This window comes from Nocardia brasiliensis IFM 10847 (assembly GCF_000710915.1).
Classification (GTDB): domain Bacteria; phylum Actinomycetota; class Actinomycetes; order Mycobacteriales; family Mycobacteriaceae; genus Nocardia; species Nocardia brasiliensis_A.
In genome coordinates this window covers 32373-59064 of sequence record NZ_BAUA01000080.1, presented here as the reverse complement: position 1 = coordinate 59064, position 26692 = coordinate 32373, and the positions used below count along the sequence as shown (strand labels likewise).

The window sequence follows — 26692 nt, the reverse complement described above, 5'->3', positions numbered from 1 at the left end:
GAACTAATACGTGAAGAATTACACAACGGCTTAGCGGAGCAGCCACTCTTGCAAGGAGCCCTTGAACTGGATTGGGTGGAGGTTATCCCTCTCGACACTGTCCCAGATCTCATGTGCCTTGATAAGTGGGTGCGTAGGATAGGCGCGGGCAAGAGAGATATGGGAGAAGCGAGCGTGTTCGCTGCGGCGGAGAGATCGGGCGGCATCGCGATAACTGACGACCAAGCAGCCATTCGTGTCGCGAGGAAGTACGATCTCGAGATCCATGGAACCCTCTGGCTGCTTGCGGAAGCTTGCAACGCCAAGGACCTCACCATTGGCTATGCGGGGAATCTGATCGATACTCTACGGACGAGTGGGATGCGCTTGCCTTGTAGCGGTTCCGAATTCGAGCTGTGGAGTCGGAAAAGAGGCCTCCTCATGCCCTTGACATAGCTTTTACAAGTTCAGGTGAAGTGCGAGATGCACAAGGGAAGAATTCCGAGGACAGGCCAACGCAGATCGGGCAACCCCTTCCACCGAACAGCCTCTCGACCCCACCGACAGCGATCCGCGGGCACGGTTGTGGGACTGGGCACCCCGACAGCGGTGGCCCCGGCTTCAAGAGAGCAACCAGGTAGGTTCGAGGCGCGGCGTAAGAACTGGCGCGTCCGGAGGGGCCCGGAAGTCATAGAGACTGGCAATCGGGAGGGTGGGCGCGGCGTAGGGACTGGCCGACCCGGGGACGTCCGGGGCGGAGCCCGCCGGGCGGGGTGTGGGGGTTGCACCCCCACGAACATGACGAAACGAGCGAGGCCCATGCTCTCCATGAGCATGGGCCTCGCACGAGTGAAGTGGAGCTGCCGGGAATCGAACCCGGGTCCTCCGCCGCGTCTCCAGGGCTTCTCCGTGTGCAGTTCGCTGTGCCTCTACTTGGATCTCCGAGTCTCGCGAACAAGCTCAGATGACGATCCCAGTCGCTGTTTGATTTTCCGTCCGGGTCCGCGACCGGCTCGGACGGTAAGTCCCTCTAGCTGATGCCAGTACCCGGGTCGAGGGACGAACCCGGACTGACAGAGACGACCTACTGCTTAGGCAGCGAGGGCGTACTCGCGCTGATTGGAATCGGCGCTTAATTGGTTGCAATGACGCTTACGGTGGTCTCTTGCCTGCACCGACACGCTTCCCCTAGATCTACGTACGCAGTCGAAACCGTTCAGCCCCGTACGTCCCAGCACCTTGCCGGGCTGTTCATATTAACACCGGTCGATGCCGGGTTCTTCCCATTATTCGGCGGGTGTCACGCCACGGCGATGAGTCCGACGGCGGTGAGCGCGAGCACCATCCCTACCTGCTGTAACCGGCCGACGCGCTCGCCGAGCAGCACCATGGCGAGCAGGACGGTCGCGGCGGGGTAGAGCGAGCCGAGCACGCTGACCAGCGAGAGCATGGATCCGTGGAAGGCGTACAGCAGGGCTGCGTTGCTGATCACATCGAGGACGCTGATGTAGCAGGCGAGGCGGAGCGGTTCGCCGCGGAGCCGCTGGAATTGCCCGGCCGCGGCGGCGACCATCCAGATCACCAGGCTGGCGGCGATGCGCTGCGCGAGCAGCGGCCACAGTCCGGCGGAGGCGGCGGTTTCGTGCAGGAACACGAAGGTGAACCCGTAGGCGACGCCGGAGCCGACGGTGAGCAGCGCGACCCGTTTGGTGAAGCGCAGTTCCCGGCCGCCGGTGATCTCCTCGGTCACCTCGTCTGGTGATTCGCGGCTGACCAGCAACACGGCGACGAGCGCGAACACGATGCCCGCGTACGCGAGCGGGCTGGGACGTTCGCCGATCAGCAGGCCGATCAGCACCGGAATTCCGGCGACGAGCAGCGCGGTGAGCGGAGACACCACGGCCATCGGGCCTGCGGCCAGCGCCGCGTAGAACCACCAGACCGCGAATCCGCTGGCGACACCGGCGGCGAGCCCCCACATCATCGAGGCCACGTCGACGTCCCCGGCGACGAACGGCAGCACCGCGAGGACCAAGACGACCGACAGCGGATAGGAGTAGATGACCACGCGCAGCGCGTTCACCCGCCGGGCCGCGACCCCACCGAAGAAGTCGCTGACGCCGTAACCGAGCGCAGCGACCAGCCCCAGCAGGACCGCCGTCAACGCATGCCTTTGATCCGCCGCCCTAGCTCGCGGGTGACCTCACGCTCTGCGGTGCGCTTCGCCATGTCCTGGCGCTTGTCGTAGTCCTGCTTGCCTTTGGCGAGGGCCAGTTCGACCTTCACCTTGCCGTCGGAGAAGTACATGGACAGCGGAACCAGCGTCTGATTGCCTTCCCGCGACTTGCCGACCAGGCGATCGATCTCACGCTTGTGCAGCAACAGTTTCCGCACCCGGCGCGGGGAATGGTTGGTCCAGGTGCCGTGGCTGAACTCCGGGATGTGCAGCCCGCGCAACCACACCTCGCCGTTGTCGACCGTCGCGAACGCGTCAACCAGCGAGGCTTTGCCCTCACGCAGGCTCTTGACCTCGGTACCAACCAGCGCGATCCCGGCCTCGTAGACGTCCAGGATCGTGTAGTTGTGCCGCGCCCGGCGATTGGTCGCGATGACCTTACGCCCCTGTTCCTTCATAACGATCAACCTTAAGTGACGCGGCAACCCGATTATTCCCAGGTTGTGGCGTGGCACTCAGCGATCAGCCACCAGGACGGAACAGCACCCAGACCGTGAACAGGGCGATGAAGGCGAGCACGAGCAGCACCGTGGAGATCCGGGGTCTGCCCGGCCGCGGCGGTAGTCGGTGCCGCAACCACACGCTCTCCACACTGGGGTCGATGCCGCGGCCGAGAACCGGCGGCGCATCGGGGGCCTCGGCGCTCGGGGAGCTGCCGGCCGCGTCGTCGTCCGGGCCATCACCGCTAGCCATAGCGAGCACGGTAACCCGGACGACGGCGACACGCCTGGATTACCGCGCGCCGCAACACAGTTGGTACTCAGGCGAGACGTCGGGCGAAGGCTTCCCGCCCCGCGGAGGTCGCCGGGTCGACGGTGAATACCCGCAGGTCCGTTCGGCTTTCGGTGAGGTCTAGCACCATGAAGCCGAGCTCGTGATAGTTCTCGAACAGCGCGGGATGGCCGGCGCGCGGCGTGATCGCGGGTTCGGCGCCGACGGTTTTGGCGGCCGCGCCGGACACGAGCTGGCGGGTGCCCTTGGAGCCGATGGTCGGCTCGAGCACCTGCAGCGAATGGTCGTGGCCGGACAGCAGGTACTGGCAGGTGCCGAGTACGTGATCTTCGAAGAACCGCTTCACGTGGACGCCGTTGATCGGCTCGATCGGCAGGTTCTCGTAGTTTCCGGCGTCGCCGTGCGGCCCGTTGTTGAGGTACGGGTGGTGGGTGCAGGCGATCTTCCAGGTGGCGGTCGACTCGGCGAGCGCCCGGTCCAGCCAGGCGCGCTGCTCGTTCATGAACTGGCCGTCGACGCCCCAGTACGGCGAGAGGATCGGCGGCACGTAGGCGGCGATCGGATTGAGGTCGAGGACGAAGAACTCGACGATCGGGTTCTGCTCCGGCACCCGAACCGAGTAGTACCGGCTGGGCATCCACCAGCGGGGCGAGTTGGCGTGGTATTCGACCTCGTGGTTGCCGCGGAGCAGCCAACCACCGTCGCCGGGCAGCACGGAACTGGTGTCGTGGTTGCCGAGCACCATCAACCACGGGAAATCCAATCCGGCATTGGGGTTCTCGAATTTGTCCGCGAACTGGCGGTCGGCGCCGCTGTTCGGGCCGCTCTCGTAGATGTTGTCGCCGAGGCCGAGCGCCAGCGACACGGGTTCGCGGCGGTGGAACTCCCGCATCGCGTCGGCGACCGCCCACTGGGCGCGGGTTCCGGTGCCCGCGTCGCCGGTTACCAGCACCCGCAGGGTGCGCTCGGTCGGAAAGTCGAACTTGGTGACCCCGGGCGCCACCGGTACCGCCTGCGCCGGTGACAGGCCGACCAGCGACGCACCCGCCGCGATGCCCGCCGCACCGGCCAGGAAACCCCGGCGGCCAAAGTTGTTGTCAGGCATCTGAAATCCTCCACGATCCGGCGCCCCGCCCGGCACCTATCTTCGCCCATCGGGGCGCGTACGGCGATGCGGGGCGGGACGAGCCGGAACCGTGTCGTCTACTTCGCCGCGACGACCGGCTTCTTGCTCCGATCCAAACCGAGCGCGTCGGAGATGGTGAAGAACATGTCCGTCTGATCGGTCAGGCCGACCACGTTCGCCGCACGAGGGCCGTAGGCGGCGATGCGCAGCTGGGTGCCGGTGTGCTCCTGCGAACCGGCGACATCGGAGGTGCCGTAGGAGACGCCGATCTCGGCGCCGTCCTTGGTGACGACCTTGCTGGTCAGCGCCGGGGACTTGGTCTCGAGCGGAACGATCTGGCTGCTGTGCGCGTGATCGGCGGTGACGATCACCAGGGTGTTGCCGTCGTTCTTCGCGAATTCCAGCGCGACCTGCACGGCCTCGTCCAGGTCGACGGTCTCACCGACCTGGCCGCACGGGTTGGCGGCATGGTCCTGCTTGTCGATGGACGCGCCTTCGACCTGGAGGAAGAAGCCGTCCTTGCGATCGTCGAGCAGGTCGATCGCCTTGCGCGTCATACTCGCGAGGTCGGGCACGGTGGCCGCGCGCTCCGGGTTCGGACGGCAGGTCTGCGCGGGCAGGCTCAGTCCGTTCGGGACCGCGGTGTCGCCGGCCCACCGGATCGGCATGTTGCCGGGCGAGAACAGGCCCAGTACCGGCGCGTCCTGATCCGCCTTGGTGATGCCGTCGAGTCCGGCCTTGTCCGAGACCACGTTGTACCCCCGGGCCTTGGCCTGGTCCCGCAGGGTCTGCCCCTGCCACTGGCCCGCGACCGCCTTCTGCTCGAAGCTCTTCGCGCCGCCACCCAGGGTGACGTCGGCGCGGGTGTTCAACAGCTGCTCGCTGATCGAGCCCAGACCGCCGTTCTCCAGCGCGCTGGTCGGACATTTCGCGGTGGTCTCTTCCGGGCCGTAGCACTTGCGCTCGGTGACGTGCGCGGCCTGCACGGCCGGGGTGGCGTCCTGGATCTCGGCGGTGCTGACATTGCCGGTGGCCTTGCCGTTCGCCTTGGCGATCTCGGTGAGGTTGGTCTGCGGCTGACCCGCGAGGTTCACGCTGATCGCGCCGTTGTAGGTCTTCGTGCCGGTCGCCCAGGCGCTGGCGCTGGCCGCGGACTCGGTGACGTAGTCCGGCTTGCCGGTCTTCTTGTCCAGCGAATAGTGCGTGTAGGAGCCGGTGAGCGGCAGCGCGTCGATGCCCTTGAAGTACCCGCCCGCGCCCTCGGCGACATTGCGCGCGAGCGTGATCTCGGAATCGCCCATGCCGTCGCCGATCAGCAGGATGACGTTCTTGGCCTGGTTGCCGTTGAGCGAGGCGCGCAGGGCCTCGGTGCGATCACCGGTGGTTCGGCGGGCGCCGCCGTTGTCGCTCGGTGTCCCTTGGGCTTTGGGGCTGATGAGCTCGCCATTGCCCTGCTTCGTGGAGTCGGAGGATCCGCAGGCGGCCAGGACTCCGACGAGAACGGCGGCGCCCAGCACTGCGCCCGCACGGAACCGGCGGGGCATGGAACGCGACGAGACAGGGGGCATGAGCGAAAACTCCATTGTTCGTAGAGACATGGGATGTGTGGAGCTTTACGACGTCGTCTGAACGAAAAGGGCACAACGGGCAACCGCCTGGTTACCAACCGCTGTCTTATACGCATGTTCGCATACATAAGCACGCGGTGCCGCATGCGAATACCACTGTCACACAGGATGTTTCCCGCGAGCCCGAACCGTTGTCAGGCCCGCGGGACAAATGCCGGGAAGGTGCAGAATGTCACTCTCCGGCCAGTACCTCGAGTACCCCTTCGCCATACTTGGCCAACTTGTTCTCGCCGACGCCGCCCACGCTCCCGAGTTCGGTCAGGCTCGACGGCTTGCGCGCCGCGATCTCGCGCAGCGTGGCGTCGTGGAAGACGACGTAGGCCGGGACGCCCTGCTCTTTGGCGGTCGCTGCCCGCCATTCCCGCAACCGCTCGAACACCGGCACATCCGCGGGCGCCATATCGACCGCGGCCTTGGCCGCCTTCGCGGCACGGGCCGGTTTGGTGACCCGCTCCGGTTCCCGACGCAGCAGCACCTGACGTCCGTCGAACAGCACCTCGTTGCTCGCTTCGGTCAGCGTCAGCACGCCGTAGTCGCCGTGCACGGCGAGCAGCCCACCGGCGAGCAATTGCCGCACCACGCCGCGCCATTCGATATCGCGCAGGTCGGTGCCGATCCCGAACACCTTCAGCTCGTGGTGATCGTGTTGCAGCACCTTGGGATTCTTCTTGCCGAGCAGGATATCGACGATATGACCCGCACCGAAGCTCTGGCCGCGTTCGCGCTTGAGCCGCAGCACCGTGGACAGCAGTTTCTGCGCCGGCACGGTGCCGTCCCAGGACTCCGGCGGTGTGAGGCAGGTATCGCAGTTGCCGCACGAAGCGCCCGGCTGATCGAAGTAGTTGAGCAGCTGTACCCGTCGGCAACTGACCGTCTCGCACAGCGCGAGCATCGCGTCCAGGTGCAGCTGCAATTGCCGCCGATGAGCGGCGTCACCCTCGGACGAATCGATCATCTTGCGTTGCTGCACAACATCGTTGAGGCCGTACACCATCCAGGCCGTCGACGGCAGCCCGTCGCGGCCCGCGCGACCGGTCTCCTGGTAGTAGCCCTCGACCGATTTCGGCAGGTCCAGGTGCGCGACGAAGCGCACATCCGGTTTGTCGATGCCCATGCCGAACGCGATGGTGGCGACCACGACCAAGCCGTCCTCGCGCAGGAAGCGCGCCTGGTTCTGCGCGCGGGTGCGGTTGTCCAGCCCGGCGTGATACGGCACCGCGCGAATACCGTTCTCGGTGAGGAAGGCAGCGGTCTTCTCCACCGAATTGCGCGACAGGCAGTAGACGATGCCCGCGTCGCCCGCGTGTTCGGTGTTGATGAACTCCAGCAGCTGACGATCGGGCTTGTTCTTCGGTTCGATCCGGTACTGGATGTTCGGCCGGTCGAAGCTGGCGACGAACCGGCGGGCGGAGCCGAGGTCCAGGCGCTGCACGATCTCGTCCCGGGTCTTGCCCGTAGCCGTCGCGGTCAGCGCGATGCGCGGCACGTCCGGCCAGCGCTCGTGCAGCACCGACAGCGCGAGGTAGTCGGGCCGGAAGTCGTGGCCCCACTGCGAGACACAGTGCGCCTCATCGATGGCGAACAGCGCGACCTTGCCCCGGTCGAACAGCTGCGCCGTCGATTCCAAGCGCAATCGTTCCGGTGCCAGGTACAGCAGGTCGAGCTCGCCCGCGACGAACTGGGCCTCCACCGTGCGACGCTCGTCCGGGTACTGGGTCGAGTTCAAGAATCCGGCGCGCACCCCGAGCGCGCTGAGCGCGTCCACCTGATCCTGCATCAACGCGATCAGCGGCGAGATCACCACACCGACACCCGGACGTACCAGCGCGGGGACCTGGTAGCAGAGCGACTTACCGCCGCCGGTCGGCATGAGCACCAGCGCGTCACCACCCGCGACCACGTGGTCCACGATCTCGCGCTGATCGCCGCGGAAGCTGTCGTAACCGAAGACCCGACGTAGGACCTCTTGCGCCGCAACGGATCCCGGGTCCACACCGGGTTCGGTGTCGGTCGCCACGGCCGCGAATGCATCGGGGGGAGTCACCCGGCCCATCCTACGAGTGCCCGCGCGCGGCGCCACCGGTACGTCGACCGATTCCCCAGCTCGGTTCTCGATTACTCCACATGGGGACAAACCCAGATCCCGCGGTTCCGGCCCACTGCTCTGACCTGCGACCGCGCCGAATCACCCGGAATTCGCCGACATGAGCCGTCGGACTGCCCCTGTTAGGTTGGCGCACATGGCAATAGGGCTGGGGAGCAACCGAATCAGGACCGCCGTGCTCACGGTCGCACTCGCGGCGGGGCTCGCCACGGCCACGCCGACCGCGGCCGCGGCGCCGACGACAACGCCGCAGTGCGCGGACGGCTGGCAGGCGAGCACCGTGATCGAGGGCGTGGGAAACCTGGAGAATCTCGACTACGACGGCGCGGGCGGGTTCTACGTCACCGGCATCGTCGACGGGTTCCTCGCCCATGTGGACAGCGCCGGTCGTTTCGAGAAGCTGCTCACCGGACTGGACTTCCCCGCGGGCGTGCGAGTCGCGGGGCCATACGTCTACTTCCTCACCGGTGACGGACTCACCGCCGCACCGGGCACGCTGCAACGCTACGAGATCGCGACCGGCGCGGTGACCGTGTTGCTCACCGGGCTGAACGGCCCGAACGGCCTGCTGCTGCTACCCGATGGCGATCTGCTCTTCACCACCATCGGTGTGCAAGCGCCGCAGACCGGGATCGGCCGCTACCGCCCCTCGACCGGTGAGTACACCCGAACCTGGTCCAGCCTGCCGCTCACCAACGGACTCGCACTGGCGCCGGACGGACGGTCGATCTACACCGACAACCTGACCATGCGGATCTTCCGCGTGCCGCTGGACGCACCGGAAAGCCCTGTCGTCATCGCCGGTATACCGAATCTGGTCACCCTTCCCGACGATATGGAAGCCACGCGCTCGGACACCCTGTTCGTCGCCGACCACGCCTTCGGCGCGATCAACAAGGTGGATCCCCGCACCGGCGCAGCCTGCGCGATCATCACCGGGCTGATCAAACCGGGCGCGACGCGTAACCCGCCCGACGGGACCACCTCCGTCCGGATCGCGCCCGACGGCGACTCGTGGGCGCTGTACTTCACCGCGATGGACGGCGCTCTGCGCCGCCTGCGCCCGCCGGCCGATATCGACCTCACCCCCGCTACTCCCACGCGGTAGAACAGATGTGCAGCACGCCGCAGTTCGGAAAGGAAGCAGCATGCCCGAACCCGCTCCCATGATCGCGGCCACCCGCGCCGACGCCGAAGACATCGCGCACCTGCGGGATCGCCTCGCCCGGTGGATGGTGGACAACGGCATCGACCAGTGGCATCCGGGCGAATACCCCGCCGCACTCGTCGCGGCCGAGGCGGACCGGGGCGAATGGTTCGTTTGGCGCGACGACACCGGAGCGCTGCTCGCGACGGTCCGCCTCGTGTGGCGCGATCCGGATTTCTGGGGCGCCGACGACGACACCGAGGCCGGCTACATCCACGGCCTCATGGTTGCGCCGGAACAGCGCGGCCGCGAACTCGGCGGCCGGATCATCCAGTTCTGCACCGACTACACCCTCGACCAGGGCGTCACGCTGCAACGCCTCGACACCGCCGCCAACAATCCGGTGCTCCGGAAGTACTACACCGCACAGGGTTTCACCGAACTCCGCGAAGTCCCGCTCCCGGCACACTTCCACGGCAACATCAACGTCGTCCTGATGGAACGCCTATTGACCCCGCCCGACGCCTGACGACGGACCGGCGGAACAGCTGAGGCCGATCAGTTTCGCAGCCGCGCCAAAGTCTCGTCGTGCAGCAGAGCGTTGGTGGCGATCGCGTCGCCGCCGTGCGGGCCCGGGGTGCCGTCGAGCGAGGTGAAGCGGCCGCCGGCTTCGCGCACGAGGATGTCGAGGGCGGCCAGATCCCACAGGGACACTTCGGGTTCGGTGGCGATGTCGACGGCGCCCTCGGCGAGCAGGCAGTAGGTGAAGAAGTCGCCGTAGCCGCGCACGCGCCACACGGCGTCGGTGAGGGCGAGGAACTTGTCCCGCAGGCCGCGTTCCTGCCAGCCGGACAGACTGGAGAAGGCGAGGCTGGCTGCATCGAGTTCGCCGACCGCGGACACCGCGATCGATTTCGGCGCCACGGTGTCGACGCGATGCCAGGCGCCCGCGCCCGCCGCCGCCCACCAGCGCCGGGACAGCGCGGGCGCGCTCACCACGCCCACCACCGGAACACCGTCGTCCAGCAGCGAGATCAAGCTGGCCCAGATCGGCACCCCGCGCACGAAGTTCTTGGTGCCGTCGATCGGGTCGATCACCCACTGCCTGCCCTCGAATTCGACGTCGCCGCCGAACTCCTCCCCCAGCACCGCATCGCTCGGTCGCTGCTCGGCCAGCACCTGGCGGATCGCCTTCTCCACCGCCAGATCCGCGTCCGATACCGGCGTCAGATCCGGCTTGGCGTCCACCCGCAGGTCGAGCGCGCCGAACCGCGCCCGGGTGATCGCGTCGGCCTCGTCCGCCAACCGCAGGGCGAGTTCCAGATCAGAGGAGTAGTCAGCCACGCACGCACCCTATCGGTCCCGGCATCGAGCGGGGCGACCGCGCGGGCGAGTTGCGCGTCGTCGACGTGGGTTCACGCCGAGCCCGCACCGGGGCACGACCAGCCGGGTCAAGACACCGTGACGGCGCGAGCCGTACTCAACGCCTCGGCCCACCAGTGCAGTTGGCCGAGCATGGCCTGGGCCGCCGCGGCGGGCTCCTCGGGATCGCGCAGCTTGCCCTGCTCGTCGAACAGCAGGTAGTAGCGCGGGAACGAGACGTAGTTGCGCACCGTGTGCGCGTTGAGCTCGTTGAAGATCTGCCGCAGGTGCTCGATCGCGAGCAGCCCGCCGCTCAGCCCGCTGTATCCGACGAATCCGATTGCCTTGCTGTCCCATTGGGTGAAATGCCAGTCGATCACCGCCTTCAGCGCCGCGGGGATGCTGCGGTTGTAGTCGGGCGTGACGATCACGAACGCGTCGGCCTCGGTCAGCCGCCGCGTGAGATCCGCCATGCCTGCCGGGCGCTCGGGATTCGGGTCCAGCGCGGGCGGCACCTCGGGCAGCGCCAGCGGAATGTGCGCTTCGGCCAGGTCGATCACGTCCACCTCGAACGCCCCGTGGTTGCCGGCGTGCTCGGCGAACCATTCCGCGACAACGGGTCCGAACCGTCCCTCCCGCACGCTGCCGATGATCACCGCGAGTTTCAAAGCCGACATCGTTTTCTCCTCCACAGTTCCGGCGACCGTCCGATCGCCGCGCTGACCAATCTGCTGGCCGCCGCGCCGGCCAGGGAGACCGTCGTGAGAGTGGTAGTGGCAGGGACACCCTCGGCCGGTGACCGCTTGTTACGTTCGACAGGTGAGCGACAACGAGCTGGGCCTGTACCTGCGCACCCGCCGCGAGGCGGTCACCCCCGCCGAGGTCGGACTGCCCACCGGGCCGCGCCGCCGCACGCCCGGGCTGCGCCGCGCCGAGCTGGCGATGTTGGCCGATGTGAGCGTGGAGTACATCACCCGTCTGGAGCAGGGTCGCGATCGTCGCCCGTCACCGCAGGTGCTCTCGGCGCTCGCCGATGCGCTGCGGCTCACCCCGAGTGGCCGAATCCATCTGTACCGCCTCACGAAATCGGCCGACAGCGGGTTCACCTGCATGGGTGACGCGCAGCCGCCGCGCGAGGTGCGTCCCGCGGTCCGCGCCGTGCTCGACCGGCTCGAACCCGCGCCCGCGGTGGTGGTCAACCGGCTGACCGAGGTGCTCGCGCACACCGAGGGTTACCACCGGCTGATGGCGCCGACCGGCCTGTTCGACAGCACGCCGGCGAACCTGGCCCGGTTCGTGTTCACCGACCCGCGGGCCCGCACTGCGTACCCGGACTGGCACCACCTCGCCGATCACGCGGTCGCCACGCTCAAGCACGGCCCGTTCCGCAACGACGCGCACATCGCGGTGCTGGCCGACGAACTCACCGTCACCGTCGGCCCGGAGTTCACCGAGCGGGTCGACACCGTGCCGAGTCTCCCCGCCGCCACCGGGATCAACCGTTTCGTGCACCCCGAGGCCGGGGCGCTGCGCCTGGCCTACGAAACCCTGGAACTGTCCGCCGACGACGATCAGCGCTTGATCGTGCACCTGCCCGCGGACGACGCGACGGCGAGCGCTCTGGACACCCTGACCGGCCGCCGTCCCGGCGCATTGCGCGCGGTCTGAGCGCCGCCGGTCACCGGCGCGACCCGGCACGGCCGCACTGCTGCTTCGACAGTGACGCTGTACCAGTAGGCTTGAGCATCGTGCATCCTGACGTTTCCGCTGATCTCGCCGAACTCGACGCCACCCTCAAGACGGTCGAATCGGTCCTCGACATCGAGGAGCTGCGCCGACGTATCGACGAGCTCGAGCACCAAGCCGCAGACCCCGATTTGTGGAACGACCAGGACCACGCGCAGCAGGTGACCAGTGAGCTCTCGCACGCGCAGGGTGAGCTGCGCCGGGTCGAGGAATTGCGCCAGCGTCTCGACGACCTACCGGTGCTCTACGAGCTGGCCGAGGGCGAAGAGGGCGACTCGCGGACGGCCGCGCTGGCCGATGCCGACGCCGAACGCGCTGCGCTGCACGGTGACGTGGAGGCGATGGAGGTCCGCACCCTGCTGTCCGGCGAGTACGACAAGCGCGACGCGCTGGTCAACATCCGCTCAGGTGCCGGTGGCGTGGACGCCGCCGACTGGGCCGAGATGCTGATGCGCATGTACATCCGCTGGGCTGACCGGCACAAGTACTCGGTCGAGGTCTATGACACCTCCTATGCCGAAGAGGCCGGGATCAAGAGCGCCACCTTCGCGGTGAAGACGCCCTACGCCTACGGCACGCTCTCGGTGGAGATGGGCACGCACCGCCTGGTGCGGATCAGCCCGTTCGACAACCAGGGCCGGCGCCAGACCTCGTTCGCCGAGGTCGAGGTGCTGCCCGTGGTCGAGACCACCGACCACATCGAGATCCCGGAAGGCGAGGTACGCGTCGACGTGTACCGCTCCTCCGGGCCCGGCGGCCAGAGCGTCAACACCACCGACTCGGCGGTGCGCCTGACGCACATCCCGACCGGCATCGTGGTCACCTGCCAGAACGAGAAATCCCAACTCCAGAACAAGATTTCGGCGATGCGGGTGCTGCAGGCCAAGCTGCTCGAACGCAAGCGGCAGGAAGAGCGCGCCGAGATGGACGCGCTCAAGACCAACGAGGGCGCCTCCTGGGGCAACCAGATGCGCTCCTACGTGCTGCACCCGTACCAGATGGTCAAGGATCTTCGGACGAACTATGAGGTCAACAACCCGTCGGCGGTACTCGACGGTGACATCGACGGTTTCATCGAATCGGGCATCCGCTGGCGGATGCGCGAACAGGCCAGTTAGCGCGAACACCCCGGTTAAGTCCGGCTTTTTGCTCATTAAGTCCGCCCGCTTGCGCGGAATCGGCGTGCGGACGCCGGTAACCTGTCTGGCGTGCATCCAGTCGGAAGTTCCCTCGAGGTGTTGACCATGTCACTCGCGACGACCTCGGAGACCACGAACTGGCTGCGTTCCAATGGTCTCGAGATCGTGCTGCTGATTCTCGGCGCGGTGCTGTTCAGTCGATTCGCGACGTTTGTCCGGGATCGGATCACGCGCAAGATCGACGAAGGCTTCCGCGGCGGTGACGCGCTGGTGCGGTCCGAGGCGGCAAAGCATCGGCACGCGCTGGCGCAGGTGGTCACCTGGGTGGTGCTCACCATCGTCTATGTGCTGGTCGGCATGGAGGTGCTGCGCCGACTCGGTTTCGCGATCACCGGTTTGGTCGCCCCGGCCGCGGTGCTGGGCGCCGCGCTCGGCTTCGGCGCGCAGCGCATCGTGCAGGACATCCTGGCCGGATTCTTCTTGATCACCGAGCGGCAGTACGGCTTCGGTGACGTAGTTCGCATCGCGGTGACTGGCTCCGCGGAGATGGCCGAGGGTACCGTCGAAGACGTCACGTTGCGGATCACCACCTTGCGCAACTCGGACGGTGAAGTGATCACCGTGCCCAACGGGCAGATCGTGAAAGTGACGAATCTGTCGAAGGATTGGGCCCGCGCCGCCATCGACGTACCGGTGCCCGCGACGGCCGATATCACCAGGATCAACGAGATCCTGCACGACGTCGGTACAAAGGCGTACGAAGACGCTCGGTTGAAGCCACTGCTCCTCGACGAGCCCTCGGTGATGGGTGTCGAGGATCTGACCGTTGACCAGATGAACATCCGAATGGTTGCCCGCACACTGCCAGGCAAACAATTCGAAGTCGGACGCGAACTGCGGGTGCGGGTAGCCGCAGCATTGCGCCGGGAGGGTATCAGTGAGACCACGTAGAACCATCTCGCTTCTGAAGGAGTCGGTGCGCCCCAGCACGCTCTTGAAGGAATCAGTACGACCGCGACGTTCCACCGCGATGCTGATGGCGGCGTGGGTCGCGACGCTCGTCCTATACCTGTTCGTCAAACCGGACGAGGCGATGGTGTCGCGCCCGGAACCGTTGAACACCGTTCCAGCAGCAGTGAATCCGGCGGTCGCCCCGCCCCGCTGAGCACCGCCGCGCTGAGCCCGCCGGGATCACCCGGCCGGGTTCACGAGGTGCGCGCGTTGCCGAGCACGCTGACGCACATGTCGGCGCACTCGGCGGCGAGGGCGGCGGTCGTCAGGTCGAGGGTGCCGTCCAGCCACCCTTCGATGAGTTGGTTTACACCGCCGGTGATGAAGAGTGCTGCGCGGCGGAGCCAGGCCGGGTCGGCGGTGATGCCGAGCGCGGTGGGCGCGTGCGCGACCACGAGGTCGGCGATCATCGTGAGCACGTCATGTCGCCGTCGCACCAGGGCCGGCAGGTCGCCGGGGTCGCTGGCGACGATGCGGTGGATGTGCCGATCACCGGCGGCCGCCTCGAGAAATGCCTGGAGTGCGGTGCGGAGCTGGACCTCGGCCGGTCCAGCACTCGACACTCCCGCTTGCACGAGTATCGCCAGCAGTTGGTCGCGCACCTCGTCGGCGACGGCGGCCAGCAGTTCCTCGCGGTTGGGGAAGTGCTCGTAGAAGTACCGATCGGTGAGCCCCGCGGCTTTGCACACGCCGCGCACCGTGACGGCGGCGATCCCGGATTCGCCCCAGGTCGTGCGGGCGGCCGCGATCAGCCGAGCGCGACGCTCGGCGCTGCGGTCGGCGGCGCTGACACCGCCGTAGCTGCGCACGGCCTGGTTCGTCATTGACAACACTCTAGGCGGACTCCTACATTTGCGGACGTACGTCATCAGATGACAGTCGTCATCAGATTTGCGATTCAAGGGAGAATCCAGATGACCACCGTGCCCACTGGCCCCGCCTACCGCCAGGTCACCGCGCCGCTGCTCGACGAACTCGACTACCACGCCGTCCGGATCGACGGACGGCTGCCGGAGCAGCTGCGGGGCACGCTGTATCGGATCGGGCCGGGTAAGCACCAGGTCGGACGTTCGTTGCTGCACAACGTGTTCGACGGCGACGGGATGATTTCGCAGTTCGTGCTCGACGGGTCGACGGTGCGCTTCCGCAACCGTTACGTCCGCACCAGGCATTTCGAGCACGGGCAACGGTCGGATCGGATCCGCTATCGCGGGGTGGGCGGGCAGATTCCGGGCGGCCCACTGACAAACATCGGCCGGCTCCCGGCGAACGTAGCGAACACCAATGTCGTCAACTATGACGGCGGGCTGCTCGCGCTGTGGGAACTCGGCAACCCGCACCGGATCGACCCCGACACGCTGGACACGTCGGGCACCACGGATTTCGACGGCAGACTCGGCTTTCTGGGTGCGTTCTCCGCGCACCCGAAGTGGGATCCGTCCACCGGCGAGATGTACAACTTCGGCTTGGACATCCTGCCCACCCCGCGCATCCGCACCTACCGTGTCGACCGGAGCGGGCGGCTACACCGGCTCGCGACCGTCCCGATGCTCGACCTGCCCTGGAATCACGACTTCGCGCTCACCGCAAGGTATCTGGTGTTCGCGCTCGACCCGATTCTGCCGAACATCCCGAAGATCGCGCTGGCCACCCACTCGTTCATCGAGGCACTCGACTTCAAGCGCGCCAAAGGAACTCGCTTTCTGCTCGTCCCGAAGGACGGCGGCAGGACGCGGGTCGTAGAGCACGAAGCGCTGCTTCATGTACACCTCACCAACGCCTACGACGACGGCGACGACGTCGTGCTCGAGCTGGTGCGGCTGGACACCGAGTGGGACGAGTTCCGCCGGATGACCGGGATGGTCAACCGAGCCGACGGCGGGCGACCACAGTTTCCGGACTCCAGGCTGATGCAGTACCGAATCACCAAGAGCGGCCGGGTCATCGAACGTCAACTCACCGACCGCTCCGGCGAATTCCCGCAGTACGACTGGCGGCGCGGCACCAGCGAACACCGATACACCTACCTCGCCGGCGCGGGCGGCCCCGCCGGACTGTTCGACTCCATCGTCAAGATCGACCACCACACCGGCGCGGTGCGCAGCTGCGAACTGGGCGCGAGTTCGGTCGGTGAGCCCCTGTTCGTCCCCCGCGCCCGCGACGCCGCCGAAGACGACGGGTGGCTGCTCGCCCTCAATCACGAACTCACCGAGAACCGCTCCCAATTGCTGATTCTGGACGCCCGCGATCTCGAGCGCGGACCGCTGGCCGCCGCCTGGCTCGACCATCACATTCCGTGGGGTTTCCACGGCACGTTCACCCACCGCGTCGCCCAGCCCGGACCGAACACCTGACGCCCTGGCTGGACGCCCAGCCGCTCATATCGAACGTGAGTTCGACTCGAGGTATCGTCGGCCCATGTCACAACCTTCGCGCCGGGAATGGGCGACGTGGAATCTCGAACAGGTCCGTGACCAGCTGCTCGACGCGGCAGCGTTCGGCAAGCGGCTCCCGCCCGAGCAATTGGAGCAGGCGGCCGGAAAGATCGGCGAGGGCCTGCGGGTGTTCCAGGAGCTGACCCGAGAGGCCGCCGAGTTCGGCGCGGCGGCGGGACGCGGCTGCACCGGACGCGGCCAGCTCGGCCCCCGGCGCGACTCGCCGAACCGATAGCGACCGGATCGGACAGGTGCGTCCGTGCTCCCGTGGACCGGCCGCGGCAAGCGCTAGGATCGCTGGCGCGGGTTACCCCTGGTTAGCTGGAATTCGGCCGGTAGCGCGCCACCGCACGAAGCCCAGCCGGGGCCGACCGCTGGGCACCGATGTAGAGCAGTGCCACGATTGGAGCGAAATGCCCTGCCAGACAAGGCAAAAGCCGCCTGGACGAGCGGGTCTGCGACACCCCGTCAGGGGGCTGATGTGATCACCATGCGCAACGTCACCAAGTCGTACAAGACCTCGACGCGACCGGCGCTGGACAACATCAGCGTCGAAGTCGGCAAGGGCGAATTCGTCTTCATCATCGGGCCGTCCGGCTCGGGCAAGTCGACCTTCATGCGGCTACTGCTGAAAGAGGAGACCCCCACCGCGGGGCAGATCCAGGTCGCCGACTTCCGGGTGGACCGGCTGCCCGGCCGCAAAGTGCCCAAGCTGCGCCAGCGGATGGGCTGCGTGTTCCAGGACTTCCGGCTGCTGCAGCAGAAGTCGGTGCACGACAATGTCGCGTTCGCGCTGGAGGTGATCGGCAAGCGACGCCAGTTCATCGAGCGCACCGTCCCCGAGGTGCTGGAGATGGTCGGGCTCGGCGGCAAAGCCGATCGACTACCGAGTGAACTGTCCGGCGGCGAACAGCAGCGCGTGGCGATCGCCCGCGCCTTCGTGAACCGGCCACTGGTGCTGCTCGCCGACGAGCCCACCGGCAACCTCGACCCGGACACCAGCGGCGACATCATGATGCTGCTGGAGCGGATCAACCGGATCGGGACGACGGTGCTGATGGCCACCCATGACAACCACATCGTCGACGCGATGCGCCGGCGGGTGATCGAACTCGATCGGGGCCGGCTGGTGCGCGACGAGGCGACCGGCGTCTACGGGGTTGATCGCTGATGCGCGCGAGTTTCCTGTTCAGCGAGGTCTTCGCGGGCCTGCGCCGCAACGTCACCATGACGATCGCGATGATCCTGACCGTCGCGGTCTCGTTGACCATGCTCGGCGGCGGTCTGCTCGCGGTGCGGATCGCCGACAAGACCGAGCAGTACTTCCTGGATCGGCTCGAGGTGCGGCTGTACCTCACCGAGGACGTCTCGGCCAACGACCCGGACTGCTCGCGGGATCCGTGCAAGACGCTGATGGCGGACCTGAAGGCGACCAAGGACGTGGAATCGGTCCAGTACCTCAGCCGCGACGACGCCGTGCGCGAAGCCAAGGAGAAGACGTTCAAGGACCAGCCCGAGCTGGCCAAATACGTCAGCGAGACGCCGCTGCCCGCGTCGCTGCGGGTGAAGATGAAGAACGCGGAACTGTATCCGCAGATCTACGAGAAGTTCTATGAGCGGCCCGGTGTCGGATTGGTGCGCAATGACAAGGACATCGTGGATCGCCTGGTCAGCCTGTTCGACGGGTTGCGCAACGCGGCCTTCGGCCTCGCGGTGCTACAGGCGCTGGCGGCGCTGCTGCTGATCGCGAACATGGTGCAGATCGCGGCCTTCACCCGCCGCACCGAGGTCGGCATCATGCGGTTGGTCGGCGCGACGCGCTGGTACACCCAGCTGCCGTTCCTGCTGGAGGCGGTGGTCGCGGCGCTCGCCGGATCGGTGGTCGCGGTGCTCGGTCTGCTCATCGCGCGGCCGCTGGTGATCGACCGGGCGCTCGGCGATCTGTTCTCCAGCAAGGTGTTTCCGCGGATCACCGGCGACGACATCGCGATGGTCGCGCTGGTGATCGCGCCGGTGGGTGTCATCTTCGCGGCGTTGACCGCGTACGGAACGCTGCGCTACTACGTGCGGGAGTAGCGCAGAACGCCACCGCGAGCCGGTCCGGGGAACATCCCGGGCCGGCTCGCTGTCGCTGTGGCGTTCAGAAGACCAGGGTGAACTCAGGAGACCTGCGTGACGGGTTGCGCGTCGCGGATCGTGGCCCGCGTGCGCACCAGTAGTTCCCGCTGCCGTTCGAGTTCGGCGATCCTGCTGTCCAGTTCGCTGTGCCTGCTCGCCACGATGTGCAGGGATTTGTCGCAGGCTTGAATCCACCGCCCGTCCCCACGATCCATGGCGCACGGCAGCAACCCGCGGATGTCCTCGGTCGACAGTCCTGCCGCCAACATCTGCCTGAGGTACCCGACCTGTTCCGGCGCGTCTTCGGTATAAGACCGGTAGCCGAGTGCGTCACGCTGCGGCTCCAGCAGCCCCTGCTCTTCGTAATACCGGAGCAGGCGGGTGCTCACTCCCGTGCGGCGGGCCAATTCTCCGATCAACATATGACCTCCCTCACCGCCTGCTTGCCTTCACACTCATGTGAATTCCTAACTTGGCCGGCATGACAGCAATTCCCTTGCAGACCACCGTCACCGGTTCCGGCCCCGGCCTCGTCCTCGCGCACGGCGCGGGCGGCACCATCGACACCAACTTCGGCACCCTGATCCCGGCGCTGGCCGCGACGCACACCGTGGTCGCCCCCGACTACCCGGGCGCGGACGTGCGACTCGACCTCGACGGTTTGGCGGACGCGCTCGTCGAAGCCGCGGTCGAGGGCGGCGTGGAAACGTTCACCGTGCTGGGCTACTCGCTCGGCAGCACGGTGGCCGTGCGGGCCGCGGCGCGGCACCCCGACCGGGTGCGTGGCCTGATCCTGGCCGCCGGGTTCGCCAAGGCCGACAACCGGGCTCGCCTGGCCGTCCAACTCTGGCAGGACCTGCTCGATCGCGGGGACACCACTACCTTCTCCCGGCTGACGCTTTCGATGGCGTTCAGCGCGGCCTTCTTGAACGATTTGTCCGCGGACGCGGTCGACGAAGCCGTCCGCGTCGGCGCCACCACCATCCCGGGCGGCACCCGGCAGCAAGCCGACCTGGTCCAACGAGTCGACACCACACTGGATCTGCCGCGGCTCGAGGTGCCGGCCTTGGTCGTCAACGCGACCGAGGACCTCTTGGTCGACCCGTCGAATTCTCGTTTCCTCGCCGACACCATTCCGGGAGCCGAGTACACCGAGATCGCGGCCGGTCACGTTCTCATGGCCGAACAGCCCGAGCAGTGGCGCAAAACCGTCGAGGACTTCCTGGTTCGGCACAGTCTTTGAGGTACCGGCACGGCTGACCCGCCCGACGGGTCAGCCCAGGTGCTTGGCCCGAGCCCAGAGTTCGGACCACGGCGCGCGCGGGTTGCGGCAGATGAACAGCGGTTCGCCCTGCTCGTCGTTGTCGATGCCGAGTCCGTTGTCGATCCGGCCCGCGGGTTGGATATCGGCGAAGATCTCGGCGAGGCGGTCGCGCTCGATGCCGACGGTGAGGTATTCGGCGGTGCCGTCGCGTGGCGGCCCCCACCACCAGTACGAGTTGTGGCCGGAATGCGGCACGGGCATGTGGTACGGGGCGCCGAAGCGTTCGATCGCGCCTGCTTCGCCGTAGTTGGCCGTGAGCACGGCGACATCGTCGCCCATGCCCGCGCGCACCCCGCCGACCTGGCGGACGAACTCCGGCCAGCCGATCGTCTCGCCCGCGTCGTAGTTGACCGCGAGGACCGGCGTGTCCTTCAGCATCGAGACGGGCAGCACCGGCAGGAACAGCACCGCACAGAGCGCCGCGTTGACCGCGACACCGAAACCCACCGCGGCCCAGCCGATCTTGCGCTCCCCCAGCCACGCCGCGAGCGGGACGGCACCGGCCGCGAGCAGGATCGGATACATCGCGCCCAGGTAATAGGCTTTGCCGCCGATCAGCAGGAACAGCACGAAGAGCAGGCCGTAGGTGGCGGCGAACGCGCGATAGCGGTGGTCCCTGGCCAGCCGCCACAACCCGAAGATCCACAGCGGCACCAACACCGGGCCCATCAGCCCGAATTGCAAGAGCACGAACATGATCGGGGAGTCCGAGGTGCCGGAGGACCCGCCCGCGATCGCGCGGCCCAGCTCCCATTGCGGCCAGCCGTTGCGCGCCTGCCACACCAGATAGGGCAGCCAGATCAGCACGGCGATCCCGACCGCGATCGGAAAGTACTTGGTGGCGAATATCTTTCGCGGTCCGAGCAGGAGCAACGAGACTACCAGCGCGGCGAGCGGAAAGATCAGCAGCAGCTTGTTCTGCAAACCGACGCCCACGACTACGCCGATCACGATCCAAAGCCGTGGACCGTTGAACCACAATGATTTTCGCCGGGCCGTCGGTTCGACGCCATCTCGGCCCACGAGTTTCAGTACCAGCACCGACAGCACCGACCACACGGCCAGATCGAACACCGCGGTGCTGAGCATATGCCCGGCGCCCATCAGCAGGGCCGCGCTCGCGACCGCGGCGGCGGCCAGCGCCTGCGCGCCGCGGCCGCCGCCGAACTCCCGGGCGAGCAGTCCGGCACAGACCACCACGAGGGTTGCCGCGAGCACGCCGGGCAGCCGCAGCAGGAGTAACGAATCAGGATCGATTGCCGCCATCAGCTCGGCCACCAGCGGAGTCAACGGGGGCTGATCCGGGTACCCCCAGGAAAGATGCCGACCGGCCGCCAGGAAATACAACTCGTCCCGGTGATACCCGTAACGCGAGGCCAGTGTGACAAGAACAACGGCAAAGCACGCCGCAACGATGGGCACCCGTTCAGCGTGGCACAAACGCCGCCGTCGCGCGGACGGTCCGGGCGCCGCGCACCGCGGCCGGCGGTCGCGCTGCCGAGCCGTTCACAGCGGCGTATGCTGCACCTCGACGCGGTTCTTACTGGGGAGTAAGATAGTCTTACTCAGGAGTAAGATAGCTGGGACAAGACCTCACCCCCACCCACCCGAGAAAACAGGTGATGATGAGCACTCGAGACAGCGCAACGAAGCGACGTCCAGACACGTCCGCGGTCGGCCTGAACCACCCCAAACGGGACTGGATGGGCGCGGCTATGCGGGTGATGACGACCCTCACCGGGTCGGAACTCGCCGAGAAGTACAACCTGCGCAAGCCGATCGAGCGAGTCACCTACGAGGGCACCAAGACCGGCTTCCGCACCCTCGGCGCCGCGACCCGCGCCTTCGCCAAGGTCACCGGTAACGGCCAGCCGAAGCGGCTCGCGCCCAACGAGACGAAGAACAAGGACTTCTTCGACCTCACGCCGACCGACGAGCAGCAGATGATCACCGAGACGGTGAAGGAATTCGCCGCCGAGATCCTGCGCCCGGCCGCCTACGAGGCCGACGCGGCCGCCAAGGCGCCGCGCGATCTGCTCGAACGCGCCGCCGAACTGGGCATCACCCTGATCAACGTGCCCGAGGAGCTCGAAGGCGCCGCCTCCGAGCGCGGTGCGGTCACCAATTCCCTTGTGGCCGAGGCGCTTGCGCACGGCGACATGGGCCTGGCGCTGCCCATCCTCGCGCCGAGCGGTGTCGCGGTCGCCCTCTCCCAGTGGGGTACCGACGCCCAGCAGAAGACCTATCTGCCCGCCTTCACCGGCGAGAACGTGCCGCAGGCTTCCGTCGTGATCAGCGAGCCGCGCGCGCTGTTCGATCCGTTCGCGTTGCAGACCAAGGCTGTTCGCTCCCCCAGTGGTTACCGGATCTCCGGCGTGAAGAGCCTGGTGCCCGCGGCCGCGGACGCCGAACTGTTCCTGATCGCCGCCGAACTCGACGGCCGCCCTGCGCTTTTCATCGTCCCCTCGGACGCGCCCGGGCTGGTGGTCGAGGCCGATCCGAGCATGGGCCTGCGCGCGGCCGGGCTCGGCCGCCTGCTGCTCGACAACGTCGCGGTCGGCACCGACGCGATCCTCGGTGACGGCGACGCCAAGCAGCGTGCCGAGGACTACGCCGACGCGGTCCGGCTGGCCCGCCTCGGCTGGGCCTCGCTCGCCGTCGGCACCGGACAGGCCGTGCTGGACTACGTGATTCCCTACGTGAACGAGCGCGAAGCGTTCGGCGAGCCGATCTCGAACCGGCAGGCGGTCGCCTTCATGGTCGCCAACATCGCGATCGAGCTCGACGGGCTGCGGCTGGTCACCCTGCGTGGCGCCTCCCGCGCCGAACAAGGACTCTCCTTCGGCCGTGAGGCCTCGCTGGCCCGAAAGCTGGCCACGGACAAGGGCATGCAGATCGGCCTCGACGGCGTGCAACTGCTCGGCGGTCACGGCTTCACCAAGGAACACCCGGTCGAGCGCTGGTACCGCGATCTGCGGGCCATCGGCGTCGCCGAAGGTGTCGTGCTCATCTAGTCGGCCCGTTCCTTACTTCAGGAGACCTCAACAATGATCAACCTCGAACTCCCCAAGAAGCTGCGGGCCAGCGCCAACCAGGCCCATCAGGTCGCGACCGAGATCTTCCGCCCGATCTCGCGCAAGTACGACCTCGCCGAGCACGAGTACCCGGTCGAGCTGGACACCATGGCCGCCATGGTCGAAGGCCTCGCCGACTCCGGCACACAGAAGATCGGCGGCGCGGCCGGCGGCCGTGAAGACGACAGCGAAACCAACGGACACGCCACCGAGCTGCTCGGAAACAGCAACGGCGGCAACATGTCCGCGCTGCTGAATGCCCTGGAGACCTCCTGGGGTGACGTCGGCCTGATGCTCTCGATCCCCTACCAGGGTCTGGGCAACGCGGCCATCGCGGCCGTCGCCACCGACGAGCAGCTGAAGCGTTTCGGCAAGGTGTGGGCCTCCATGGCGATCACCGAGCCGTCGTTCGGTTCCGACTCCGCCGCCGTCACCACCACCGCCGTGCTCGACGGCGACGAGTGGGTGCTCAACGGCGAGAAGATCTTCGTGACCGCGGGCCAGCGCTCCACCCACATCGTGGTGTGGGCGTCGGTCGACCGCAGCCTCGGCCGTGCGGCGATCAAGTCGTTCGTGGTGCCGCGCGACGCTCCCGGTCTCTCGGTGGCCCGGCTCGAGCACAAGCTCGGCATCAAGGCCTCCGACACCGCGGTACTGCTGCTGCAGGACTGCCGGATTCCGAAGGACAACATCCTCGGCAGCCCGGAAGTCAACGTGGAGAAGGGTTTTGCCGGGGTCATGCAGACCTTCGACAACACCCGGCCGATGGTCGCCGCGATGGCGGTCGGCGTCGCCCGTGCCGCACTCGAGGAGCTGCGGGCCATCCTGACCGACGCCGGTGTCGAGATCTCCTACGACACCCCGCCGAACAACCAGCACGCGGCGGCCGCCGAATTCCTGCGCATGGAAGCCGATTACGAGTCCGCCTACCTGCTGTCGCTGCGCGCCGCGTGGATGGCCGACAACAAGAAGCCGAACTCGCTCGAGGCCTCGATGTCCAAGGCCAAGGCCGGCCGCACCGGCACCGACGTCTCGCTCAAGGCCGTCGAACTCGCGGGCGCCATCGGCTACTCGCAGCGCACCCTGCTGGAGAAGTGGGGCCGTGACTCGAAGATCCTCGACATCTTCGAAGGCACCCAGCAGATCCAGCAGCTCATCGTCGCCCGCCGCATCCTCGGCAAGACGAGTGCTGAGCTGAAGTAGTAAGGCAGACAATGGAAACCGGTGTGGGTCAGCTTCTCGATCCGCACCGGCTTCTTTTGCCTCTCAGCCCGGGTGCCCGCGCTGTGCTGGGCCGTCACCAGGCCCGCGTCCATACCGAGCGACCACCGCGCATAGTCTGCGTGGGCCGAAGCGCCATCAGCGCAGGTGGTCGTCGAATTCCTCGCAAAAATATGCCCGCGTGGGTGTACAGTTGCGGTTGTCACGCAAGTGATGCTGGGCGGTGGACGCCGGTTGCACCCGACGCCCACCTGGTGGGTTCATCTAGCCCCTCAACCAGCGGACCAGCACGAGCGCCCCGGCGATCACGGCAGCTGTTGCAAATACGATGCCGTAATCGACCGGGGCCTTGCTCTTTGCTCGGCGATGTTTCGCCATTCCCCACCACCTCCTTCCTGGGCGCGATGTCGGACCATGTCCATCGCCCCTCGGAATGAGGTGGCCTCACCCTACGCGAACCTGGCGACAAGAAATGTTGGAGCACAGGCACTTTCGGCACCAATAAACGACTTTTCGCGCGGGGTTCCAGTTGTGCCACTGGTTCCGGTTCCAGCACGGACGCCCCACCGACCGCGAGCGTTGGTATGCCCCAGAGGATTCACAGACCATCCATACGGTTCACAGGCCCTACAGCCCCGGTGAACCGTATGCAGGCTCTGTGAACCCCAGCAACAACTTTCGCGCACCACACGAATGCGCTCGTTTCAGATGCACCGGCCGCGATTGGGTCGGAATTCGCCCTCAATGTCGGGATTGTTGGGTTCCAATTGGAATGTTCCGGAATGTCGTAGCGGCGAAAGAGGCGTACGCGTTGGATAGTGGAACGGTTCGGTCAGGGGTGGTTGCGTAACGGCCGGTGTTTCTTGATCGACAATTGAGCGAATGTTTTCTCTCGAGCGGCACCAGAGACCTCAAGGAGAAACTGCACATGGAACGACCGAGTGTGATCCGTCGCCTCGCGACCGTTTTCGCCACCACGGCGGTTGTCGCGGGCGTTTTCGCCGGCAGTGCCGGTGCGGCACCGAGCACCGTCGATTGGGGGACGGCCGCGCAGCAACTGCGCGCGGCGGCCGCGGGCAACGCGCAGGCCGAGCAGGCGGTGGATCGGCTGCTCGCTTCGGGGCAGCTGAACCAGGCCGGCGAGGTGGCGCTGCCCGCGCAACCGTTCCAGATTCCGGCACAGTCGGATATCGGCCGTGGTGACGGTCCCGGCGTGTACGGGTCCGGTATCGCGCTCGGTCTCGACGGGTTCCGGTTCGGGTTCTTCGGCGGACCCGGCACCATCGCGCCGAACCAGGGTGGTGCGAAACTCGAAGTGCTGTGGATCAATCTGTCCAACGGCCGCAGCGGCACCGAGGTGCTGAACGAGCACAACGACGTCCCGGTGGACACCACTATTCGGTCCAGGGCCTTGGACACCGGCGCGGGCATGATCGTCGCCGCGGTGTACGGCAGTCTGTGGCACCGCTGGTCGGTTCCGGTGAGCGACGCGAACCCGGACGGGTATCAGTACCAACTGGGCACGATCTCGGTGCCGTCGTTCGGCGCGGTATACAACTGAGCAACCGACAGCACGGCCGTCGCGGCGCAGTCCGCGGCGGCCGTCGCGCACCCGAATGACCTCTTGTTCGGAACTACGTAGTTCCGTAGCTTTTGTGGCGTGAGTCTGGAAGAGCGGGTCGCGGAACTGGAACGGCGGCTCGACGGGCTGCTGCCCTTCGCGAACGGGAACGGGATCGAGGCGTCGTCGGACCGCTGGGCGGCCGCGCGCCTGCACGAGGAGTTCGCCGCGACCGACGAGCCGAACGGCGGCGTGCTGTTCGCCGGTTCGCTGCGCCTGCCGACCGACGAGCAGTACAGCTGGCAGGCCACGTTCACCACCGGCGACCTGATCGAGGACGACTGGGCCGAGACCGCGGAATGCCTTGCCGCGCTGGGCAACCCGGTGCGACTGCGGTTGCTGCGGGAGATCATGGGCGGCCGCAGGACCGCCGCCGAACTGGTCGGCCTCGAGGGCGTCGGCACCTCGGGTCAGGTCTACCACCATCTGCGGCAGCTGGCCGCCGTCGGCTGGCTGCACACCGCCGGCCGCGGGCGTTTCGAGGTGCCCGCGGGCCGGGTGGTGCCGTTGCTGATCGCACTGGCCAGCGCGCGGCGCTGAACCCTAGCTCAGGTCGCCGAGCTGTCCCGCGCAGAGCGCGAAGACGACCACGACGAGGGTGCGGATCAGCCGCACTGGTCACCGCACGAGCAGGCGCCGCCGGATTGGCAGCCGCATTGGCAGCCCGGACCACACGTGCAGTCCGGCGC

The 26692-nt window shown here is 67.1% G+C and carries 27 protein-coding genes and 1 other RNA gene; 16 read left to right on the top strand and 12 right to left on the bottom strand.

Features of this window, described 5'->3' with window-relative positions; genetic code table 11:
- Positions 1-435: hypothetical protein (locus tag NBRGI_RS49130; RefSeq protein ID WP_235210995.1), on the top strand; the 435-nt coding region annotated here is incomplete at its 5' end.
- Between the two features lie 396 nt (positions 436-831).
- On the opposite strand, the gene ssrA is transcribed toward NBRGI_RS49130, so the two are convergent.
- The 7 genes from ssrA to recQ all read right to left on the bottom strand — a co-directional run bounded on the left by ssrA (position 832) and on the right by recQ (position 7745).
- Positions 832-1203, bottom strand: a transfer-messenger RNA (tmRNA) gene (gene ssrA / locus NBRGI_RS45880).
- A gap of 76 nt (positions 1204-1279) precedes the next feature.
- The gene (locus NBRGI_RS17375; protein WP_195086162.1) at positions 1280-2143 is read right to left on the bottom strand and encodes a DMT family transporter; all 864 of its coding nucleotides are present in this window, start codon (positions 2141-2143) and stop codon (positions 1280-1282) included.
- On the bottom strand, positions 2140-2613 hold the full coding sequence (gene smpB, locus NBRGI_RS17370; RefSeq protein WP_014987624.1) for an SsrA-binding protein SmpB: 474 nt from the start codon (positions 2611-2613) through the stop codon (positions 2140-2142). Before smpB ends, NBRGI_RS17375 begins: the two co-directional genes overlap by 4 nt.
- A gap of 64 nt (positions 2614-2677) precedes the next feature.
- Complete coding sequence (locus tag NBRGI_RS17365) at positions 2678-2908, bottom strand: hypothetical protein (protein ID WP_029897583.1); 231 nt, start codon at positions 2906-2908, stop codon at positions 2678-2680.
- Positions 2909-2975: 67 nt separating this feature from the next.
- Positions 2976-4052 (bottom strand): metallophosphoesterase, encoded by a 1077-nt coding sequence (locus NBRGI_RS17360; RefSeq protein WP_029897581.1) that lies wholly within the window; start codon positions 4050-4052, stop codon positions 2976-2978.
- Between the two features lie 98 nt (positions 4053-4150).
- Positions 4151-5641: an alkaline phosphatase gene (phoA, locus tag NBRGI_RS17355; protein WP_235210994.1), complete on the bottom strand. Its 1491-nt coding sequence runs from the start codon at positions 5639-5641 to the stop codon at positions 4151-4153.
- A 232-nt stretch (positions 5642-5873) separates the two neighbouring features.
- Positions 5874-7745, bottom strand: a complete 1872-nt coding sequence (gene recQ, locus NBRGI_RS17350) for a DNA helicase RecQ (protein ID WP_029897577.1) — start codon at positions 7743-7745, stop codon at positions 5874-5876.
- 196 nt (positions 7746-7941) lie between these two features.
- Here recQ and NBRGI_RS17345 point away from each other — a divergent pair, with 196 nt between their 5' ends.
- Together NBRGI_RS17345 and NBRGI_RS17340 are read left to right on the top strand one after the other, a co-directional pair.
- On the top strand, positions 7942-8913 hold the full coding sequence (locus NBRGI_RS17345) for an SMP-30/gluconolactonase/LRE family protein (RefSeq protein WP_029897575.1): 972 nt from the start codon (positions 7942-7944) through the stop codon (positions 8911-8913).
- 40 nt (positions 8914-8953) lie between these two features.
- Complete coding sequence (locus NBRGI_RS17340; RefSeq protein WP_228832416.1) at positions 8954-9481, top strand: GNAT family N-acetyltransferase; 528 nt, start codon at positions 8954-8956, stop codon at positions 9479-9481.
- 29 nt (positions 9482-9510) lie between these two features.
- On the opposite strand, the gene hisN is transcribed toward NBRGI_RS17340, so the two are convergent.
- The gene (hisN, locus tag NBRGI_RS17335) at positions 9511-10296 is read right to left on the bottom strand and encodes a histidinol-phosphatase (RefSeq protein ID WP_029897571.1); all 786 of its coding nucleotides are present in this window, start codon (positions 10294-10296) and stop codon (positions 9511-9513) included.
- A 107-nt stretch (positions 10297-10403) separates the two neighbouring features.
- Positions 10404-10991 carry an NADPH-dependent FMN reductase gene (locus NBRGI_RS17330; RefSeq protein ID WP_036559584.1) on the bottom strand — a complete coding sequence of 196 codons (588 nt, stop codon included), beginning with the start codon at positions 10989-10991 and terminating at the stop codon, positions 10404-10406.
- Positions 10992-11133: 142 nt separating this feature from the next.
- On the opposite strand from NBRGI_RS17330, the gene NBRGI_RS17325 reads away from it, so the two are divergent.
- The 4 genes from NBRGI_RS17325 to NBRGI_RS47510 all read left to right on the top strand — a co-directional run bounded on the left by NBRGI_RS17325 (position 11134) and on the right by NBRGI_RS47510 (position 14364).
- Entirely contained in the window at positions 11134-11982 is an 849-nt protein-coding gene (locus NBRGI_RS17325) for a helix-turn-helix domain-containing protein (protein ID WP_029897567.1), read from the top strand.
- 80 nt (positions 11983-12062) lie between these two features.
- Positions 12063-13178 (top strand): peptide chain release factor 2, encoded by a 1116-nt coding sequence (prfB, locus tag NBRGI_RS17320; protein ID WP_014987634.1) that lies wholly within the window; start codon positions 12063-12065, stop codon positions 13176-13178.
- Between the two features lie 126 nt (positions 13179-13304).
- Positions 13305-14150 (top strand): mechanosensitive ion channel family protein, encoded by an 846-nt coding sequence (locus NBRGI_RS17315; protein WP_029897564.1) that lies wholly within the window; start codon positions 13305-13307, stop codon positions 14148-14150.
- Positions 14151-14175: 25 nt separating this feature from the next.
- On the top strand, positions 14176-14364 hold the full coding sequence (locus NBRGI_RS47510) for a hypothetical protein (protein WP_148310856.1): 189 nt from the start codon (positions 14176-14178) through the stop codon (positions 14362-14364).
- 40 nt (positions 14365-14404) lie between these two features.
- Here NBRGI_RS47510 and NBRGI_RS17305 read toward each other — a convergent pair whose 3' ends face one another.
- Positions 14405-15034 carry a TetR/AcrR family transcriptional regulator gene (locus NBRGI_RS17305; protein WP_029897562.1) on the bottom strand — a complete coding sequence of 210 codons (630 nt, stop codon included), beginning with the start codon at positions 15032-15034 and terminating at the stop codon, positions 14405-14407.
- 90 nt (positions 15035-15124) lie between these two features.
- Between NBRGI_RS17305 and NBRGI_RS17300 the strand changes: the two genes are divergently transcribed.
- The 4 genes from NBRGI_RS17300 (at position 15125) to ftsX (ending at position 18721) form a co-directional block, all read left to right on the top strand.
- Positions 15125-16564: a carotenoid oxygenase family protein gene (locus tag NBRGI_RS17300; RefSeq protein ID WP_036559568.1), complete on the top strand. Its 1440-nt coding sequence runs from the start codon at positions 15125-15127 to the stop codon at positions 16562-16564.
- A gap of 64 nt (positions 16565-16628) precedes the next feature.
- Positions 16629-16880, top strand: a complete 252-nt coding sequence (locus tag NBRGI_RS17295) for a DUF6374 family protein (RefSeq protein ID WP_029897558.1) — start codon at positions 16629-16631, stop codon at positions 16878-16880.
- A gap of 246 nt (positions 16881-17126) precedes the next feature.
- On the top strand, positions 17127-17816 hold the full coding sequence (gene ftsE / locus NBRGI_RS17290) for a cell division ATP-binding protein FtsE (protein WP_014987639.1): 690 nt from the start codon (positions 17127-17129) through the stop codon (positions 17814-17816).
- Entirely contained in the window at positions 17816-18721 is a 906-nt protein-coding gene (gene ftsX / locus NBRGI_RS17285) for a permease-like cell division protein FtsX (protein WP_014987640.1), read from the top strand. The genes ftsE and ftsX overlap by 1 nt, the downstream gene beginning before the upstream one ends.
- Positions 18722-18804: 83 nt before the next feature.
- Here the strand turns inward: ftsX and NBRGI_RS17280 are convergent, their stop codons facing one another.
- A complete protein-coding gene (locus tag NBRGI_RS17280; protein WP_036559564.1) occupies positions 18805-19185 on the bottom strand; it encodes a MerR family transcriptional regulator in 381 nt (126 codons plus the stop codon).
- Positions 19186-19244: 59 nt separating this feature from the next.
- Between NBRGI_RS17280 and NBRGI_RS17275 the strand changes: the two genes are divergently transcribed.
- The gene (locus NBRGI_RS17275; RefSeq protein WP_029897552.1) at positions 19245-20006 is read left to right on the top strand and encodes an alpha/beta fold hydrolase; all 762 of its coding nucleotides are present in this window, start codon (positions 19245-19247) and stop codon (positions 20004-20006) included.
- Between the two features lie 30 nt (positions 20007-20036).
- On the opposite strand, the gene NBRGI_RS17270 is transcribed toward NBRGI_RS17275, so the two are convergent.
- A complete protein-coding gene (locus tag NBRGI_RS17270; protein WP_235210993.1) occupies positions 20037-21509 on the bottom strand; it encodes a glycosyltransferase family 39 protein in 1473 nt (490 codons plus the stop codon).
- A gap of 197 nt (positions 21510-21706) precedes the next feature.
- Between NBRGI_RS17270 and NBRGI_RS17265 the strand changes: the two genes are divergently transcribed.
- From NBRGI_RS17265 to NBRGI_RS17250, 4 genes are all read left to right on the top strand, one after another.
- Complete coding sequence (locus NBRGI_RS17265) at positions 21707-23101, top strand: acyl-CoA dehydrogenase family protein (RefSeq protein ID WP_081878119.1); 1395 nt, start codon at positions 21707-21709, stop codon at positions 23099-23101.
- A gap of 33 nt (positions 23102-23134) precedes the next feature.
- A complete protein-coding gene (locus NBRGI_RS17260; protein ID WP_014987645.1) occupies positions 23135-24364 on the top strand; it encodes an acyl-CoA dehydrogenase family protein in 1230 nt (409 codons plus the stop codon).
- A gap of 946 nt (positions 24365-25310) precedes the next feature.
- Positions 25311-25943, top strand: a complete 633-nt coding sequence (locus NBRGI_RS17255) for a hypothetical protein (RefSeq protein WP_029897545.1) — start codon at positions 25311-25313, stop codon at positions 25941-25943.
- Positions 25944-26042: 99 nt separating this feature from the next.
- Complete coding sequence (locus NBRGI_RS17250; protein WP_029897543.1) at positions 26043-26543, top strand: ArsR/SmtB family transcription factor; 501 nt, start codon at positions 26043-26045, stop codon at positions 26541-26543.
- The last annotated feature ends 149 nt before the right edge of the window (positions 26544-26692 follow it).